The sequence below is a fragment of the Streptomyces sp. NPDC048419 genome (assembly GCF_043200415.1).
In the GTDB taxonomy this organism is placed as follows: Bacteria; Actinomycetota; Actinomycetes; order Streptomycetales; family Streptomycetaceae; genus Streptomyces.
On the sequence record NZ_JBICXT010000016.1, the window covers coordinates 32802 to 50548 of the forward strand.

The 17747-nt window shown below is 71.7% G+C and carries 17 protein-coding genes and 1 pseudogene; 11 read left to right on the forward strand and 7 right to left on the reverse strand.

The window, feature by feature from the left end; translation table 11 throughout:
• Positions 1-25: 25 nt before the first annotated feature.
• The gene (locus tag ACGFYN_RS29490) at positions 26-1507 is read right to left on the reverse strand and encodes a M1 family metallopeptidase (protein ID WP_393868925.1); all 1482 of its coding nucleotides are present in this window, start codon (positions 1505-1507) and stop codon (positions 26-28) included.
• 209 nt (positions 1508-1716) lie between these two features.
• Between ACGFYN_RS29490 and ACGFYN_RS29495 the strand changes: the two genes are divergently transcribed.
• Positions 1717-3672, forward strand: coding sequence for a Xaa-Pro dipeptidyl-peptidase (locus ACGFYN_RS29495; protein WP_393868926.1), 1956 nt, complete (start codon positions 1717-1719; stop codon positions 3670-3672).
• Positions 3673-3764: 92 nt separating this feature from the next.
• Here ACGFYN_RS29495 and ACGFYN_RS29500 read toward each other — a convergent pair whose 3' ends face one another.
• The gene (locus tag ACGFYN_RS29500) at positions 3765-4709 is read right to left on the reverse strand and encodes an FAD-dependent oxidoreductase (RefSeq protein ID WP_393868927.1); all 945 of its coding nucleotides are present in this window, start codon (positions 4707-4709) and stop codon (positions 3765-3767) included.
• Positions 4710-4787: 78 nt separating this feature from the next.
• Here ACGFYN_RS29500 and ACGFYN_RS29505 point away from each other — a divergent pair, with 78 nt between their 5' ends.
• From ACGFYN_RS29505 to ACGFYN_RS29535, 7 genes are all read left to right on the forward strand, one after another.
• The gene (locus ACGFYN_RS29505) at positions 4788-5810 is read left to right on the forward strand and encodes an oxidoreductase (protein ID WP_393868928.1); all 1023 of its coding nucleotides are present in this window, start codon (positions 4788-4790) and stop codon (positions 5808-5810) included.
• Positions 5811-5858: 48 nt separating this feature from the next.
• Positions 5859-7499, forward strand: coding sequence for an ABC-F family ATP-binding cassette domain-containing protein (locus ACGFYN_RS29510; RefSeq protein WP_393868929.1), 1641 nt, complete (start codon positions 5859-5861; stop codon positions 7497-7499).
• 195 nt (positions 7500-7694) lie between these two features.
• Complete coding sequence (locus ACGFYN_RS29515; protein WP_393868930.1) at positions 7695-8069, forward strand: hypothetical protein; 375 nt, start codon at positions 7695-7697, stop codon at positions 8067-8069.
• 205 nt (positions 8070-8274) lie between these two features.
• Entirely contained in the window at positions 8275-8631 is a 357-nt protein-coding gene (locus ACGFYN_RS29520; protein ID WP_393868931.1) for an ArsR/SmtB family transcription factor, read from the forward strand.
• A gap of 140 nt (positions 8632-8771) precedes the next feature.
• Positions 8772-9197, forward strand: a complete 426-nt coding sequence (locus ACGFYN_RS29525; protein WP_393868932.1) for a phage holin family protein — start codon at positions 8772-8774, stop codon at positions 9195-9197.
• Positions 9194-9640 (forward strand): DUF3618 domain-containing protein, encoded by a 447-nt coding sequence (locus ACGFYN_RS29530; protein WP_393868933.1) that lies wholly within the window; start codon positions 9194-9196, stop codon positions 9638-9640. The genes ACGFYN_RS29525 and ACGFYN_RS29530 overlap by 4 nt, the downstream gene beginning before the upstream one ends.
• Before the next feature lie 152 nt (positions 9641-9792).
• A complete protein-coding gene (locus ACGFYN_RS29535; RefSeq protein ID WP_393868934.1) occupies positions 9793-10032 on the forward strand; it encodes a hypothetical protein in 240 nt (79 codons plus the stop codon).
• A gap of 78 nt (positions 10033-10110) precedes the next feature.
• Here ACGFYN_RS29535 and ACGFYN_RS29540 read toward each other — a convergent pair whose 3' ends face one another.
• The 3 genes from ACGFYN_RS29540 to ACGFYN_RS29550 form a co-directional block, all read right to left on the reverse strand.
• Positions 10111-12588: a Tex family protein gene (locus tag ACGFYN_RS29540; protein WP_393868935.1), complete on the reverse strand. Its 2478-nt coding sequence runs from the start codon at positions 12586-12588 to the stop codon at positions 10111-10113.
• 101 nt (positions 12589-12689) lie between these two features.
• Positions 12690-12821, reverse strand: coding sequence for an LPFR motif small protein (locus tag ACGFYN_RS29545; protein WP_016431377.1), 132 nt, complete (start codon positions 12819-12821; stop codon positions 12690-12692).
• 61 nt (positions 12822-12882) lie between these two features.
• The gene (locus ACGFYN_RS29550) at positions 12883-13752 is read right to left on the reverse strand and encodes a hypothetical protein (protein WP_393868936.1); all 870 of its coding nucleotides are present in this window, start codon (positions 13750-13752) and stop codon (positions 12883-12885) included.
• A gap of 114 nt (positions 13753-13866) precedes the next feature.
• Here ACGFYN_RS29550 and ACGFYN_RS29555 point away from each other — a divergent pair.
• A pseudogene (locus ACGFYN_RS29555) lies at positions 13867-14852 on the forward strand (GlxA family transcriptional regulator).
• Between the two features lie 25 nt (positions 14853-14877).
• Positions 14878-15528 carry a DJ-1/PfpI family protein gene (locus tag ACGFYN_RS29560; protein ID WP_393868937.1) on the forward strand — a complete coding sequence of 217 codons (651 nt, stop codon included), beginning with the start codon at positions 14878-14880 and terminating at the stop codon, positions 15526-15528.
• Here the strand turns inward: ACGFYN_RS29560 and ACGFYN_RS29565 are convergent.
• Positions 15500-16255, reverse strand: coding sequence for an enoyl-CoA hydratase/isomerase family protein (locus ACGFYN_RS29565; RefSeq protein ID WP_393868938.1), 756 nt, complete (start codon positions 16253-16255; stop codon positions 15500-15502). The two genes, ACGFYN_RS29560 and ACGFYN_RS29565, sit on opposite strands and share 29 nt — an antisense overlap.
• A 266-nt stretch (positions 16256-16521) precedes the next feature.
• Between ACGFYN_RS29565 and ACGFYN_RS29570 the strand changes: the two genes are divergently transcribed.
• The gene (locus tag ACGFYN_RS29570) at positions 16522-17031 is read left to right on the forward strand and encodes an ATP-binding protein (protein ID WP_393869089.1); all 510 of its coding nucleotides are present in this window, start codon (positions 16522-16524) and stop codon (positions 17029-17031) included.
• 3 nt (positions 17032-17034) lie between these two features.
• Here the strand turns inward: ACGFYN_RS29570 and idi are convergent, their stop codons facing one another.
• On the reverse strand, positions 17035-17628 hold the full coding sequence (gene idi, locus ACGFYN_RS29575) for an isopentenyl-diphosphate Delta-isomerase (RefSeq protein WP_393868939.1): 594 nt from the start codon (positions 17626-17628) through the stop codon (positions 17035-17037).
• Positions 17629-17747: the final 119 nt, after the last annotated feature.

Genomic DNA, 17747 nt, shown 5'->3' on the forward strand with positions numbered 1-17747 from the left:
CCCCACTACCGAACCCGGCAATTCCCTAGTGCACGTAGTTGGTCGCAGCGATCTTCTTCCACGACTTCGGCTGCACAACGCCGGACCTGGCGATCGCCACACCCTTGGCCGCCGGCACCGCAGGCTTCGTGGGCTGGAACAGCCACGTGTCGAACAGCGAACTCAGCGACTTGCCCGACACCTTCTCCGCATACGCCTCGAAGTCCGCGACCGACGCGTTCCCGTACGCATGCTCCTGCGGCCAGCCCTTGAGGATGGCGAAGAACGAGTCGTCGCCGACAGCGTTGCGCAGGGCCTGGATAGCCAGCGCGCCGCGGTCGTAGACAGCGATGTCGAACTGGTTGTCCGCACCGGGGTCACCCGGCTCGACCTTCCAGAACGCGTCGTCGGCCGGATGCGAGGCGTACACGTAGTCGGCGAGTTCCTGCGTCGTGCCCTCGCCCTCGTGCTCGGACCACAGCCACTGGGCGTACCGCGCGAAGCCCTCGTTGATCCAGATGTCCTTCCAGCCCTTCAGCGACACACTGTCGCCGTACCACTGGTGCGCCAACTCGTGCACGACGACAGAGGCGTTGGAGCCGTTCGCGAACTGCTTCGGGCTGTAGTAGACCCGGGTCTGTGTCTCCAGCGCGTACCCGGTGGTCGTGTTGGGGACGTAGCCGCCCGCCGAGCTGAACGGATACGGCCCGAAGTAGCCGCTGAGCCAGTCGACGAGCTCCCCGGTCCGCTCCACGCTCGCCCGCGCGGCCCCGTCGTTGTCGCCGAGGTCCTTGCTGTAGGCGTTGACGACCGGCACCCCGCCCTCGGAGGTGCTGGTCGTGATGTCGAACTTGCCGACCGCCAGCGTGGTCAGATACGTGGCCTGCGGCTTGTTCTGCCGCCAGTTGTAGCGCGTCCAGCCGAGCTGCGAACTCGTCGACTGCAGCGTGCCGTTGGACAGGGCCTGGGTGCTGTCGGGCACGGCGACCGACACGTCGTAGGTGGCCTTGTCGAGCGGGTGGTCGTTGCTCGGGTACCACCACCAGGCCGACTCGGGCTCGTCCGCCGCGACGGCGCCGTCCGGCGTGCGGTGCCAGGTGTTGAAGCCGTAGGCGCTCTTCGTCGACGGAACCCCGCTGTAGCGCACGACCACGGTGATCGGCGTGCCCTTGGCCAGCGGCGTCTTCGGCGTGATGACCAGTTCGTGCTGGCCGGAGGTGGTGAACGAGGCCTTGGCGCCGTTGACCCGCACCTCGCTGACGTCCAGCAGGAAGTCGAGGTCGAAGCTGGACAGGTCCTGCGTGGTCTTCGCCAGGATCGTCGCCGTACCGGACAACTCGTCCGTCGTGGGCTGGTACTTCAGGCGCAGGTCGTAGTGCGAGACGTCGTATCCGCCGTTGCCGTAGGCCGGGTAGTAGGGGTCGCCGATGCCCGGAGCGCCAGGGGCGTAGCTTGCGGCGGACGCCGGGATCGCCAGCATCAGGGAGGCCGCAGCGAGTGCGCCCGGCGCGATGATTCTGCGGTGCACGAAAGCTCCAAGTCGTAGGGGCACGAGGTCTGTCCGGAGCCTATGGAGTCCCTGTGTCACTGGGCATGTCCACGGCCCCGCCTGTCACACGATCGCCATTCGGCCGTCATGAACCACCTTGTGGCAAGGCCCGATCCGGCCACGCACGTCCCGCACGGCGACTCATGGCCCTCTTCTGCACGGCAGTTGACCGATGTACCGTCCCGCGCATGCCGATACGCATGCGCTTCACGACCTGGAGATCGCTCGCGACGGCGGCCATCGCCGTCCTCATGGCAGCCCTCCTCACCCCGGCGGCAGCCCACGCGGCCACCCCGGCACCGCGGGAGAGCCGGCCCGTCTACTCGTACGCGAACGCCATCCGCGAGGCCGTATGGGTGGACACCGGGCTCGACGGCGACCGCGACGGAAAGCACGACCGCGTCGCCGTCGACATCGTGCGCCCGCGCGAACCCTCCCAGGCGGGCCGCAAGATACCCGTCATCATGGACGCCAGTCCGTACTACTCCTGCTGCGGCCGCGGCAACGAGAGCCAGCTCAAGACGTACGACGCACAGGGCCACGTCGTCCAGATGCCGCTCTTCTACGACAACTACTTCGTGCCCCGCGGCTACGCCTTCGTCGGCGTCGACCTCGCCGGCACCAACCGCTCCGACGGCTGCGTGGACGTCGGCGGTCGCTCCGACGTCCAGTCCGCGAAGGCGGTCGTCGACTGGCTCAACGGCCGGGCGAAGGCGTACACGACCCGCACCGGCACCGCGACGGCCAGGGCGACCTGGACCAACGGGAAGACCGGCATGATCGGCAAGAGCTGGGACGGCACGATCGCCAACGGCGTCGCCGCGACGGGCGTCGAGGGCCTGAAGACGGTCGTCCCGATCAGCGCCATCTCCTCCTGGTACGACTACTACTTCGCCAAGGGCGCCCCGCTGTACGGCTCGGGCCCCGACGGGCTGTCGAACTACGTGGACAGCCCCGACGCCCAGGCCAAGTGCGCCGCGGTGCAGAAGAAGCTCGTCGACGGCGCCCCGCGCACCGGTGACTGGACGCCGTTCTGGACCGAGCGCGACTACGTCAAGGACGCGGGCAAGGTTCGGGCGAGTGTCTTCCTCACCCACGGCATGCAGGACCTCAACGTCCGCACCAAGCACTTCGGCCAGTGGTGGAACGCCCTCGCCAAGAACGGTGTCGAGCGCAAGATCTGGCTCTCCCAGACCGGCCACGTCGACCCGTTCGACTACCGCCGCGGCGCCTGGGTCGACACACTGCACCGCTGGTTCGACCACGAACTCCTCGGCTACGACAACGGAATCGACCACGAGCCGATGGCCGACATCGAACGCCACCCCGACCAGTGGGTCACCTCGAGGGTGTGGCCGCCGAGCGGCACGGCCGCCACGACCCTGCGCCCGGGCCGGGGCACCGAGGCGGGCGTCGGCACCCTCGGCCTCGCCAAGGGCCACGGCAGCGAGACCTTCACCGACGACCCGCAGTTGAGCGAGACCGACTGGGCCGCCAGGATCGCCACGCCGACCCCGGAGAAGGCCGGCTTCCTCACCGGACCCCTCACCCACGGCCTGCGCCTGTCCGGCTCCTCCAAGGTGACGGTGACCGCTACCCCCACCACCAGGACGGCCCATCTCTCCGCCGTCCTGGTCGACTTCGGCCCGGACACCATCCGGGACTACGCGGACGCCGCCGAGGGCATCACGACCGGTACCGACCGCAGCTGCTGGGGCGCGAGCACCGCGGGTGACAGCGCCTGTTTCAAGAACACCGCGGCCAAGAGGACGACCGTCGACTACACGGTGTTCAGCCGCGGTTGGGCCGACCTCGGCAACCATGCCTCCGACCGGAAGGGCGTCCCGCTCACCCCGGGAAAGGCGTACACCATCACCCTGGACCTCGCGGCCACCGACCACGTCGTCCCGGCCGGCCACCGGCTCGCGCTGATCGTCGCGGGCACCGACAAGGACCTCATCGACCCGCCGGCCGACCGGCCGACACTGACCCTGGACCTGTCCCGCACCTCGGCGAGCGTCCCGCTGGTGGGCGGCACGAAGTCCTTCGCCCAAGCCACCTCCGGCGCCACGGCCGCACCCGCGGCAACGCCCCTGAAGGGCCTACGCAACCCGAGCACGGCCCACCGCATCCCCATCGGCTGAGCAGCGACCTTCAGGGGCGCGGGGAACTGCGCGACCAGCCACAACGCCGCCGCAGACGCTGAACGACCCACCACCGCACACCCCGCGGAGCGCTAGGCGGCCGGGCAAGCCAACCCGGCCGCCTCCTCCGCACACCCCCAGGCCACGGTCACACCCGCCCCGCCATGCCCGTAGTTGTGCACCAACACCCTTCCGTCCGGCAGGACTTCACGCTCCAGCCGCACCGCATCCCGCGCCGGCCTAAGCCCCACGCAGTGGCCCAGCACCCGCGCCCCCGCGATCTCGGGCCGCAGCGCCGCACACCGCCGTACGATCGCCTCGGCCACCGCCGGATCCGGCTCCAGCGACCAGGCGTCCTCTTCGGCCGTGCCGCCCAGGAGGAGCCGCCCGGGCTGCGGGAAGAAGTACGCCATCTCCCCGTCCGCGCCGGTGGAGGTGAGCCAGGTGCGGATGCCCGGGTTCTCCACCACGACCAGCTGCCCCCGCACGGGCCGCACGGAGGCGTCCGGCACGAGTTCGCGCGCCCCCAGCCCCGTGCAGTTGACGACGGCCGGCGCGTCCGCCTCCGCGAAGCCGGCGACCGTACGCTCCTCGACCACGCCGCCCGCCTTCACCAGCCGCTCCCGCAGCCACGGCAGATGCGCGAGCATGTCGACGAGCGGCAGCCGCGCCCACAGCCCGCTCCCGGCGTACTCACCGGGCGTCGACGCGCGCAGCCCCGGCACCCGGGCGGCCGCCCAGGCCTCGGCCCGGTCGAGATCCGCCTCGCCCAGTACCCCTTCGACCATGCGTACGCCGGTGGCCTCGGGGGCGTCCGCCAGCTCCTCGTACACGTCCAGGGACTGCAGCGCCCACTCCCGTGCGCGGGCGACCGGCTCGATCCGGTACGGCCACCACAGTGCCCCGGCAACCGCCGAGGTGGTCCGCTCGGCGGGATCCCGCGTCCACACCCGCACCCGTACGCCGCGCTCGGCGAGAACGACGGCGGTGGTCAGCCCGACGACCCCGCCGCCCACCACGATGACATCGTTGTTCAATGCGCCCTCCCTCCAGGGACGGTAGCGGAATGTGTCATGCCGTGCTCGGAGAGCTTCGAACGCGGGAATACTCACAGCATGTCTGCCGAGTACGCGACCTTCGGCCTGGCACCGGCGATGCGCGCCGGTGGAGTCCTGACCAACGGTGACTACCAGATCCACCGGGACTTCGTGGACTTCATCGTCGACGGGCGGCCGCTGCTGTTCCAGCTCTCCGACCTCGACGCCGTCTCCCCGCTCGCCTCGGACGTCCCGCCCGCCATCTTCACCGAGCAGGTCCGCAGCCTCCTGCTGGAGGCGGAGGCACCGCTTCCAGGTGGCCGTTACGTGATCTACGGCTGTCCCGAGTGCGCGGACCTGGCCTGCGGCGCGGTCACCGCGGTCATCGAGCGGGACGGCGAGGACTTCATCTGGCGGGAGTTCGCCTGGCAGACGGACGAACACGCCGATCTGGAGCTCAACGGCTACCACGGCATAGGGCCGTTCCGCTTCCGGGGCGACCGCTACCGAGAGGCGCTGGCCGCGCTCCTCGACGGCCGCGCCCCGGGCACGCGGCGCCGGGTCCTGCTCATCGGCGCGAAGGTCGCGCTCCTCGCCAAGCTGGCCGCCGCCCTGCGCGCCATCGGCATCGGCGCCGACATCGCCCACGACGCGCACGGCGTCCCCGCCGACGAACTGCGCGGCTACGGAGCGGTCGCCTTCGGCCGCGCGATCGGCCCGGAGCAACGGGCCGAGGTGCGCCGCTCCTTCCAGCAGGCCGGGGTCGAGGTGGCGTACGTCGAGGGCCTGGCCCCGATCGTCCCGCTGCTCGTCGCACAGATCGAACACGCCCTGGACCGCAGCCCGGTGGAGCAGCGCCGGCTGACCCGGCTGGTGGCGGCCGACGGCGAGGCGGGCATCGAGGTCACCTCGCCCTGCCGGGTCCGGCTGACCGCGTACCGCGTGGACCGGCTCTACCGCACCCACGCCCACGACGTCTTCGACGGGGTCCTGGAGGCGGGCCGGCACCGCATCGCGCTGGACGCCAGGGCGGTCAGGGGCGAGTCGTTCGTGGTGGCGCGGACGGCGGGGAGTGTGCTGGTGGAGGCCATGGCCCGGTGAATACGGCGAGGCGGCGCAGGCCCGGCGGCGGTTAGGATCGGCGACCTGATGACTGCCACACTCGTCGCCAAGAACCTCGCCGCCGGGCACGGCGACCGCTCCCTGTTCGCCGGGCTCGACCTCGTCGTCGCGCCCGGCGACGTGATCGGTCTGGTCGGTGCCAACGGCGCGGGCAAGTCCACGCTGCTCAGGATGCTCGCGGGGCTCCTCGCGCCGGAGCAGGGGGAGCTCAGGCTCTCCCCGCCGACCGCGACCGTCGGCCACCTCCCGCAGGAACCGGAGCGCCGCCCCGGCGAGACGATCCGGGAGTTCCTGGCCCGCCGCACCGGCGTCGCCGAGGCCCAGCGCGTGATGGACGAGGCCACCCAGGCGCTGGTCGACGGCGGACCGGGCGCCGACGACGCCTACGCGACGAGCCTGGAGCGCTGGCTCGGCCTCGGCGGCGCGGACCTGGAGGAACGGGCGGAGGAGGTCGCCGGCTCGCTCGGCCTGGCGGTGGACCTGGACCAGCCGATGACGTCCCTGTCCGGCGGACAGGCGGCCCGCGCCGGCCTTGCCTCCCTCCTCCTGTCCCGCTACGACGTCTTCCTGCTCGACGAGCCCACCAACGACCTCGACCTGGACGGCCTGGAACGCCTCGAACGGTTCGTCTCCGGCCTGCGCGCCGGCACCGTCGTCGTCAGCCACGACCGCGAGTTCCTCACACGCACGGTCACCAAGGTCCTCGAACTCGACCTGGCGCAGGGCCGGATCAACCTCTACGGCGGCGGCTACGCGGCCTACCTGGAGGAGCGCGAGGTCGCCCGCCGGCACGCCCGGGACGACTACGAGGAGTACGCGGACAAGAGGTCCGCCCTCCAGGACCGTGCGCAGACGCAGCGCTCCTGGATGGACAAGGGCGTGAAGAACGCCCGGCGCAAGGCGGGCAACGACAACGACAAGATCGGCCGCAAGTTCCGCAGCGAGGCCAGCGAGAAGCAGGCGGCGAAGGCCCGCCAGACCCAGCGCATGATCGAGCGGCTCGAGGTCGTCGAGGAACCCCGCAAGGAGTGGGAACTGCGCATGGAGATCGCGTCGGCCCCGCGGTCGGGCGCCGTCGTGGCCACCCTGCGCGACGCCGAGGTCCGGCGCGGCGACTTCACCTTCGGACCGGTCTCCCTGCAGATCGACTGGGCGGACCGGGTGGCGGTGACCGGGGCGAACGGCGCCGGCAAGTCGACCCTGCTCGGCGCCCTGCTGGGCCGCCTCCCGCTCGACTCCGGTGCCGCCGCGATCGGCTCCGGCGTCCTGGTCGGCGAGGTCGACCAGGCCCGTCTGCTGTTCCACGGCACGGAGTCCCTGCTCGACGCGTTCAGCGCCGCCGTACCCGACACCGAGCCGGTCGAAGTCCGCACCCTGCTGGCCAAGTTCGGTCTCAAGCGCGACCACGTCCTGCGTCCGGCGGCGACCCTCTCCCCGGGCGAACGCACCCGCGCGGCGCTGGCGCTGCTGCAGGGCAGGGGCGTCAACCTCCTGGTCCTGGACGAGCCGACCAACCACCTGGACCTGCCCGCCATCGAGCAGCTGGAGTCCGCCCTCGACGCCTACCAGGGCACCCTCCTCCTGGTCACCCACGACCGCCGCATGCTGGACGCGATCCACGTCACCCGCCGCCTGGAGGTGGCGGCCGGGAAGGTGACGGAGCGCTAGCGATCTGCGGCATCAACTTCGCGTCCTCATAGGGCAGTTGCGGCTCTCCGAACGGTCCGTTCGCGCCCCCGTTCGGTCGTCGGAGGTCAGTCCCGAAGAGTTGCTCCCCACGTGCCGGCGGCGTGCGTACGGTCCGGGGACCGAGGCGGGCCGCGCGCCGGTCCGCGCAGTCAACGGCACGCAATGGGAGGCGCTGTGGCGAGTGTGGAAGTGTCACTGAAGGAGATGATGGCCGGCATCGAGGGGGCCCTCGGAGCCGCCGTCGTCGACTACACCAGCGGGATGGCGCTGGGCACGCTCGGCGGAAGCAAGGAGCTGGACCTGACCGTCGCAGCCGCCGGCAACACGGATGTCATCCGGGCCAAGGTCCGCACCATGGAACAACTGGGTCTCAAGGGCCAGATCGAGGACATCCTGATCACGCTGGACCGCCAGTACCACGTGATCCGCCTGGTGAAGGGCCGTTCGGGCAACGGGCTGTTCCTCTACCTCGTCCTCGACAAGTCCAACTCGAACCTGGCGATGGCACGCCACCAACTCAAGCGCGTGGAGGAGGCGATCCAGATCTGACGCGCCCGGGGACCGCGGCGGACACGTCTGCCCACGATGTGAAGACCTCTTCAAGTCACCACATCAGCATGGTGCCAATCCGCGTTCCCGCCGGGTCCGAGGCGTGAAGGATCGGCTTCGAAGGCGGTCTGCGGTGCGGCGGTGTCCTGCGACGCCGCCGCACCACGGCGGCCGCAGTCCCACCCACCCGACCAGGAGCGAGCCCATGCAGGCCCCCCTCTACCAGGTCAAGGCAGAGTTCTTCCGCATGCTCGGCCACCCCGTGCGCATCCGGGTGCTGGAACTCCTCCAGCACGGGCCGGTGTCCGTACGGGATCTGCTCGCCGACATCGACATCGAGCCGTCCAGCCTGTCGCAGCAGCTGGCCGTCCTGCGGCGCTCCGGCATCGTGGTCTCCATGCGGGAGGGCTCCACCGTCCGCTACGCGCTCGCCGGGGGAGACGTCGCCGAACTCCTGCGCGCCGCCCGCCGGATCCTCACCGAGCTCCTCGCCGGGCAGAACCAGCTCCTCACCGAACTCCAGCAGGCCGACGCCCCGGCCCGCCTGCACACCACTCGGTGAGGCCGCCGGGTGGGCACGCTGCCACGGCATCGCTGAATTCACCGTCCTGAACCGGCCTGTCCGGGGTACTCGCGCGAGCACCGGCCGGCGTCCCATGGCGCCGTCCGGCCGAAAGCAGCGAGAGACGGGAGGTGATCGTCATGTCGTCGGACACACGGCCCCACCACGGCCCGGGTCAGCCGGGGACGGAACCGGTGGGCGAGCTCGTGCAACGGGCCTCGCAGCAGCTGACCGAACTGGTCCGTGGCGAACTGCGCCTGGCACAGGCGGAGATGAGGGAAAAGGGCAAGCGGTACGGCAAGGGCGGCGGGTTGTTCGGCGGTGCCGGCCTCGTCGGGTTCCTGATGCTCGAGGCCCTGGTGGCCACGGCGATCGCCGCGATCGCGTTGGCGCTGCCCGTATGGGCCGCGGCCCTCATCGTGACCGCGGCGCTCGGCGTCGTCGCCGCCGTCATGACGCTGACGGGGAAGAAGGAGGTCTCCCAGGCCGCCCCGCCCGCTCCGCAGCAGACCATCGAGAACGTGAAGGCCGATGTGGCCGAGATCAAGGAGAGTGCGCACCGATGACCCAGCCGCCGCATGACGAGCCCACCGCCCAGAGCCCGGAGGAGCTGCGCGAGCAGGTCGAGCAGACCCGTCACGAGCTGGGTGACACCGTGGAGGCGCTCGCGGTCCAGGCCGACATCCCGGCCCGCGCCCAGGAGAAGGCCGCCGAGCTGAAGGAGCAGGCCGCCGTCAAGGCCGGGGAGGTCAGGGCCAAGGCCGCGGAGGCGGCGTCCCGGGTACAGGAGAAGCTGCCCGACCCGGTCAAGGACAAGGCCGCCCGCACCGCCACGCAGGCCAGGGCCAAGGCGGCCCAGGCAGCCCAGGTGTGGCAGGACAAGGCCCCCGAGCAGGTACGGGCCAGGACGGCCCAGGGCGCGCGTGTCGCCCAGGACAACCGCGGCCTGCTGCTGGCGGCCGGCGCGGCGCTGGCCGTCGCCTGGCTGGTCTGCCGCAGGAAGGAGTGACGCCGTGAAGGCGTACAAGATCGCCTGCAAGCCGGCCGGCCTGGCCCTGGGCGCCGCCGGCACCTGGCCCGGCTGACCCAACGCAAGGACAAGGGGCCGGTACGACGGCGCACCGGCCCCTTCTGCCCCGTAGTCCACGAAAGCCCGCACAGATGTCAGACCAGCACACGGCCACCACACTGACGGCCGCGGCGGTCATCGCCGCGATACTCGTCGCCCGGGTGGCGGCCCGGCACGCGGACCACGCGCGAAACGTCCGCCCGCTGCGCCGCGACCGGACACCGGACGCCGCGCCGGCAAACGATCTCGCGCCTCCCGCCGTACGGGAGGCCGAACAACACGTCCACCGCTGCTGGCAACGCCTGCAGACACAGAGTGACCCACCCGACTGACCCAGGCCCCTTCAGGGGCGCGGGGAACTGCGCGGCCGACCACGACGGACCCGCAGCTCCCCACGGTCATGACCTGGATCAGCGCTTGCCGTTCTTCGGATCCAGCAGCCCGGCCCGCCGCAACGCGTCGGCCATAGCGCTGTTGGCCGGCGGCGCCTGCCGCGACCCCCCGCCCTGACGTGAACCCCCGCCCTGCCGCGAGCCGCCACCCTGGCGCGCTGCCCCGCCGCCCTGCCGTGAGGCCCCGCCGCCCTGCCGTGAGGCCCCGCCGCCCTGCCGTGAGGCCCCGCCGCCCTGCCGCTGCTGGGGCGGACGCCCACCGCGCTGGCGGCGCTCACCGCCGCCACCCTGCTGATCCTGGGGAGCGGCGTCGTCGTCGAGCCGCAGCGTGAGCGAGATCCGCTTGCGGGGGATGTCGATGTCGAGGACCTTCACCTTGACGATGTCGCCGGACTTGACGACGTCATGCGGGTCCTTGACGAAGGTCTTGGACATGGCGGAGACGTGCACCAGGCCGTCCTGGTGGACACCGACGTCGATGAACGCGCCGAAGGCCGCGACGTTCGTGACGACGCCCTCCAGGACCATCCCGGAGGACAGGTCGGAGATCTTCTCGACGCCCTCCTTGAAGGTGGCGGTCTTGAACGCCGGACGCGGGTCGCGGCCCGGCTTCTCCAGCTCCTTGAGGATGTCGGAGACGGTCGGCAGACCGAACGTCTCGTCCACGAAGTCGCCCGGCTTGAGCGAGCGCAGCACCGACGTGTTGCCGATGAGGGCCGCGACCTCCTGGCCGGAGGTCTTCACCATGCGGCGCACGACCGGGTACGACTCGGGGTGCACGCTGGAGGAGTCCAGCGGGTCGTCGCCGCCGCGGATGCGCAGGAAGCCCGCGCACTGTTCGTACGCCTTCGGGCCGAGCCGCGCCACGCCCTTCAGCTCCGTACGGGACGTGAAGGGGCCGTTGGCGTCGCGGTGCGCCACGATGTTCTCCGCGAGGCCGGAGGTGATGCCGGAGACGCGCGCCAGCAGCGGGGCGGACGCCGTGTTGACGTCCACGCCCACGCCGTTGACGCAGTCCTCGACCACGGCGTCCAGCGAGCGCGACAGCTTCACCTCGGACAGGTCGTGCTGGTACTGGCCGACGCCGATCGACTTGGGGTCGATCTTCACCAGCTCGGCCAGCGGGTCCTGCAGCCGGCGCGCGATGGAGACGGCGCCGCGCAGCGACACGTCCATGTCGGGCAGTTCCTGGGAGGCGAAGGCGGACGCGGAGTACACCGACGCGCCGGCCTCGGACACCATCACCTTGGTGAGCTTCAACTCCGGGTGCTTGGTGATGAGTTCACCGGCGAGCTTGTCGGTCTCGCGCGACGCGGTGCCGTTGCCGATCGCGATCAGCTCGACCGCGTGCTCCTTGGCAAGGCGGGCCAGCTTGGCGATCGCCTCGTCCCACTTGTTGGCCGGGACGTGGGGGTGGATGACGTCGGTGGCCACCACCTTGCCGGTCGCGTCGATGACGGCGACCTTGACGCCCGTACGGAAGCCGGGGTCCAGGCCCAGGGTGGCGCGCGTACCGGCCGGGGCGGCGAGCAGCAGGTCGCGCAGGTTGGCCGCGAACACCTGCACGGCCTCGTCCTCCGCGGCCGTACGCAGACGCAGCCGCATGTCGATGCCGAGGTGCACCAGGATGCGGGTGCGCCAGGCCCAACGGACCGTGTCCTGCAGCCACTTGTCGGCGGCGCGCCCGCGCTCGGCGATCCCGAACCGGTGGGCCACCATGCCCTCGTACGAGGACGGGCCGTCGGTCGCCTCCTCGGGCTCCAGGACGAGGTCGAGGACGTCCTCCTTCTCGCCGCGCAGCATCGCGAGGGTGCGGTGCGAGGGGAGGTCGGTGAACGGCTCGGCGAAGTCGAAGTAGTCGGCGAACTTGGCGCCCGCCTCCTCCTTGCCGTCCTTGACCTTGGCGGCCAGGCGCCCGCGCACCCACATGCGCTCACGCAGCTCGCCGATCAGGTCGGCGTCCTCCGAGAAGCGCTCGGTGAGGATCGCGCGGGCGCCGTCGAGCGCGGCCTGCGCGTCGGCGACGCCCTTGTCGGCGTCGACGAACGCGGCGGCGGCCGCGAGCGGTTCGACGCTCGGATCGGCGAGCAGCCCCTCGGCCAGCGGCTCCAGTCCGGCCTCGCGGGCGATCTGCGCCTTGGTGCGCCGCTTGGGCTTGTACGGCAGGTAGATGTCCTCGAGCCGGGCCTTGGTCTCGGCGGCGCGGATCTGCGCCGCCAGCTCCTCGGTGAGCTTGCCCTGCTCGCGCACCGAGTCGAGGATCGCGGCCCGCCGCTCCTCCAGCTCCCGCAGATAGCGCAGCCGTTCCTCGAGCGTGCGCAGCTGCGCGTCGTCGAGCATCTCGGTGGCTTCCTTGCGGTAACGGGCGATGAAGGGCACCGTCGAACCGCCGTCGAGCAGTTCCACGGCAGCCCGCACCTGCCGCTCCCGTACGCCGAGCTCCTCGGCGATCCTGCCTTCGATGGTCCCGACTGTGCCGGACCCGGGTGTCGTCACGATCCCGTACCGCCTTCTCACTGAGGTTGCGCCGCAATTGTGGCAGGTGGCGGTGACACTCGGGGATCAGGGCGGCACCCCGGCGGCCCGGAACGGCGGAATCAGGCTCCGCGGCCGCGCGCCGTGGACGAGGCTCCGCCGAAGAGGCGGGCCAGGGCCCGGAAGGGCAGCGTCACGACGGTGGCGATGGCGCCACCGATCTGGCGCAGTACGTCAGCTATGGCTCGGAACACGGTTTTCCCCTTTCGTCTCCCGGCCACCACGACCGGGAGACGTCCGGGTACCCGGTTTCGATCAGTCCTTGCCGATCAGATCTGCCGGGAAGGCCCCGGCGACGACGGCGGCCCCCGCGAAGGACTTGCCCAGCTCCGTCAGCCGCTCGACGCCCGCCGCGCCCAGGTGCTCGTAGGGGGCCCGGTCCAGCCGGTCCGTCTCCGCCTCGATCTCGGCGCGCAGCATGACACCCTGCTCGGTCAACTCACCCGCCGCGTCGACCAGTCCGCGCTCGCGCAGCCGGCCGCAGGCCGCGTCCCACTCCTCCTGGCTCCACCCGCGCGTGCCGAACACCCACTTCGGCGTCATGCCCTTGCCGGTCGCGGTGTGGGTGACCACGGCCTCCAGACCATCCAGTTCCGCGGACATCAGGACCGCGACATGGCCGTCGCCCCGGTGCTCGCGCAGCAGCGTGGCGGCGTGGAAGAGCGCCATGTGCGGCTGCTCGGGGACGGGCAGGTCGGCGTGGGCGGAGTACAGCGGCCGGGCCGGGCGCGTACAGGCCTCGGTGGCCCGCAGCGCCAGCCGCGCGGCCTCGGCCATCTCCGCGGACGCCAGGGTCTCCTCGCCCAGCAGACGGCGCAGGGTGGAGTCGGCGGCACGCGCGCGTGCGGCGAGTGCCCGGGCGGGCGAGGCGGTCTCCCACACGGCGGGCACGTGCCTGGCCACGAGCTCGTACTTGTAGTTGTAGAACACCGCCGCCACCGTGCCCGGAGCGACCGGTCCCAGGGCGGCCGCTCGGACGGCGAAGTTGCGGGCCTTGGGGTGGGTGATGCCGAGCGCGTCGAGTTCCTCGCCCAGGTCGGGCGAGAAGTAGTGCGTCGCGTGCAGGGAGTTGAGCACGTTGTGGCAGCGGCGGCCGGCGCGTGCGTCGAGGGCGGCAGTAGTCATGACCAGCAGGTTACCGACTGGTTGGTACGTGGCTCCAGGGGCGATCGTGCGATGGCAGGAAAGGTGGGGTCCTCGTCATTGCGGCCATCGCGCGGAGCGCCAAGAATCGAAGGCATGCGAACCGTCCTGGTCGCCCTCTTCGACGACGTGCAGAGCCTCGACGTGTCGGGCCCGGTCGAGGTGTTCAACGGCGCCGAGCTGCACTGCCCCGGGACGTACCGCATCCGCACGGTCTCCCGGGACGGCCGGGCCGTGCGCACCTCCAGCGGCCTGACCCTGGTCCCGGACCACTCCTTCGCCGACGCCCCGGCCGCGCACACCCTGCTGGTCCCGGGCGGCGCGGGCACCCGTCGCATCGAACCGCACCTGGTCGCATGGCTGCGCGAGCGGGCCCCGCGGGCCGAGCGCCTGGTCTCCGTGTGCACCGGGGCGCTGCTGCTCGCCGAGGCGGGCCTGCTGGAGGGCCGCCGGGTCACCAGTCACTGGTCGGTGTGCGACAGGCTCGCCCGCGACCACCCGGCCGTCGAGGTCGATCCGGACCCGATCTTCATCCGGGACGGCGACCTGGCCACCTCGGCCGGTGTCACGTCCGGCATCGACCTCGCCCTCGCGCTCGTCGAGGAGGACGCCGGCCGCGACGTCGCCCTGTCCATCGCCCGCCACCTGGTCGTCTTCCTGCGCCGGCCGGGCAACCAGGCCCAGTTCAGCGCCCAGCTGTCCGCGCAGACGGCACAGCGCGAGCCGCTGCGCGAAATCCAGCTGGGGGTCCCCCCACGCCCGCAGGGCGTAGGGGGAGGATCACCGAGCACCCCGGCGAGGACCTGTCGGTGGACCGGCTCGCCACCCGCGCCCGGCTCTCGCCGCGCCACTTCGCGCGCGCCTTCCAGGTCGAGACGGGCATGACGCCGGGCCGCTACGTCGACCGCGTCCGCCTCGAACACGCCCGCCGCCTGCTGGAGGAAACCCCCGACGGCATCGAGGAGATCTCCCGCACCTGCGGCTACGGCACCCCGGAGGCGATGCGCCGCGCCTTCGTCCGCACGCTCGGCGCGGCGCCCGCCGAATACCGGCGCCGGTTCCGCCCGGCACCCGCCCACTGAGCACCCACACCACACAGGGGAAGCCATGCAGTTCGCGATCGTCCTCTACGACCGCTTCACCGCGCTCGACGCGGTCGGCCCGTACGAGACCCTCGGCCGCCTGCCCGACTCCGAGACCGTGTTCGTCGCCGAGCGGACCGGCCCCGTCCGCACCGACAGCGGAAATCTCGCGCTCACCGCCGACAGGACCCTGGACGAGGTACCGCACCCCGACGTCGTGATCGTCCCGGGCGGACCGGGGCAGAGCGCGCAGATGGAGAACGCGGCGCTCCTGGAGTGGATCCGCGGCGCCGACCGTACGAGCACCTGGACGACGTCCGTGTGCACCGGCTCCCTGCTGCTCGCCGCCGCCGGGCTGCTCGACGGCCGCCGCGCGACCTCGCACTGGCTGGCCCTGGAGGAGCTGAAGCGGTTCGGTGCCGAGCCCACGGGTGAGCGGGTGGTCGTCGACGGCAAGTACGTCACCGCCGCCGGGGTCTCCTCAGGCATCGACATGGGGCTCGCGCTGCTCGGCCGGATGTCGGGCGACGTCGTCGCCCAGGCCGTACAGCTGGGCATCGAGTACGACCCGCAGCCGCCCTACGACGCCGGCTCCCCGGCCAAGGCGCCCGCGGACGTCGTCGAGCTGATCCGGTCGATGAGCCGGTTCATCCTGGGAAAGGAACCGACCACGTGAAGCGCGGCTGACGGCGCTCCAGGAAGGCGGCGACCCCCTCGGCGGTGTCGCCGCTGCCGCGCGCCTGCTCGCTCCAGTGGGCGTCCCGGTCGGCGCGGCCGTCCGCGAACTCCTTCGCCGCGGCCTGGGTCAGCTGCGAGCGGGAGGCCAGGACGCGGGTGAACTCCGTGACGCGCTTGGCGAGTTCGCCCTCGGGCAGCACCTCGTCGACCAGGCCGGTGCGCAGCGCCCGTGACGTGTCGATCAGCTCGCCGGAGAACAGCAGGTACTTCGCGGTCGCCGGGCCTACCAGCGACACCAGCCGCCGGGTGGAGGAGGCCGGATAGACGATGCCGAGCTTCGCGGGGGTCACCCCGAACAGGGAGCCTTCCTCGGCGAAGCGCAGATCACAGGCGGCCGCGAGCTGCGAGCCGCCGCCGACGCAGTGCCCGCGCACCGCGGCCAGGGTCGGCTTGGGGAAGGCGGCCAGAGCCTCCTCGGCGCGCACCGCGAGCGTCTGCGCCTCCTCCGGCGAGCCCCGCAGCGTGGAGATGTCGGCGCCCGCGCAGAACGTCGCGCCCTCGCCGGTCAGCACCAGCGTCCGTACGCCCGGATCGGCGGCGAGGGTGTCGAGCAGCGGCGGCAGCGCGGCCCACATCGCGGCCGTCATGGCGTTGCGCTTGGCCGGGTGGTGGATGACGACGGTGGCGACCGAATCGGCGACGTCGTGCAGCAGCTGGGGCTCCATGGGCCGGATGCTAGCCGCCCCGCCGGACGCGTGATCACCAAGGGCGGGACGGGTGGGGCGAGCACGCGGTCAAACCCGTACAACCCGAAAAGTTCGCGAAGTCTGCTGGACGGTGACAGGAGTAGTCCCACAACTGACCGTGTCATACGCCAACGGTCATAAACGCTCGATTGTCGCTGACTTCTGTTCAGTCATCCGGAACGGAGCGGGTCGTTGCCAACACTCGACGTGTGGTGACAATCGAGCGCGAGGGTGGCGACCTGACGATGGACAACCAGGGGCGCGGGTCCGGCCCACGCCCAGGAGGTGGGGCCGAGGGGCCCGGCGATCCGGAGCCGGCGGGCCCGTTGCCGTACGAAGGCGTCTGGCGGTTCACCGCGCCCGCCGTCGACGCCTCGGTCCCGCAGGCGCGACACGCCGTACGCGACCTGCTGTACCGCCAAGGGGTGCCCATCTCCGACGACCTCGTCCACGGCCTGCTGCTGATCGTCTCCGAACTGGCCACGAACGCCGTCAAACACGCGGCGCTGCTGTCGCCGATGCTCGCCGTGGAGGTCGCCGTCGGCGCCGAGTGGGTGCGGGTGTCGGTGGAGGACAACCACCCCTACCGCCCGACCGCCCTGGAGACCGACCACGCCCGCACCGGCGGCCGCGGGCTGCTGCTGGTGAGCGAGGTCGCCCGGGAGGCGGGCGGCGTCTGCGACGTCGAGCACACCGCGAGCGGCGGCAAGGTGATCTGGGCCGCCCTGCCGCTCAAACCCGTGCGGGTGCTCTGAACATCACCAGCCGGCCGACGGGCCGGTCAGCTCCCTGACAGCTGGACGCGCCGCGTCCAGCACCGTCATGAACCAGGCCGAGAAGGTGTCCTTGGCGTGCCGCTCCGCCAGCTCCGCGGGACTCACGAACACGGTCTCGCCGACCTCCTCCGGGTCCGGCCGCAGCGGGGCCTGCACCATGCCGACGAACAGGTGGTTGTACTCCTGCTCGACCAGGCCCGAGGCCGGGTCGGGGTGGTTGTAGCGCACCGTGCCCGCCTCGGCGAGCAGCGAGGGGGAGACGCCCAGCTCCTCGTACGTGCGCCGGGCCGCCGCCGCGAAGGGCGCTTCACCGGGGTAGGGGTGCCCGCAGCAGGTGTTGGACCACACACCGGGGGAGTGGTACTTGCCCAGCGCCCGCTGCTGCAGCAGCAGCCGGCCGTGCTCGTCGAAGAGGAAGACGGAGAAGGCGCGGTGCAGCCGCCCTGGCGGCTGGTGGGCGGCGAGCTTCTCCGCGGTGCCGATCGTGACGCCGTCCTCGTCGACCAGCTCCAGCAGAATCGCGTCAGCGGTGCCGTTCGACGGACTGTGCGTCGCGGTGGCAGGTGTGATCGGCATACCCATCCTTCGCATCGGTCTTCGCGCCCCAAGTGTGCCGCACGAATCGGGCACTCCCGGCACTTCACGGTGCGCCCGCATGTCCCGCGCAGGGCACGGGCGACGGCCGTCACCGGTGG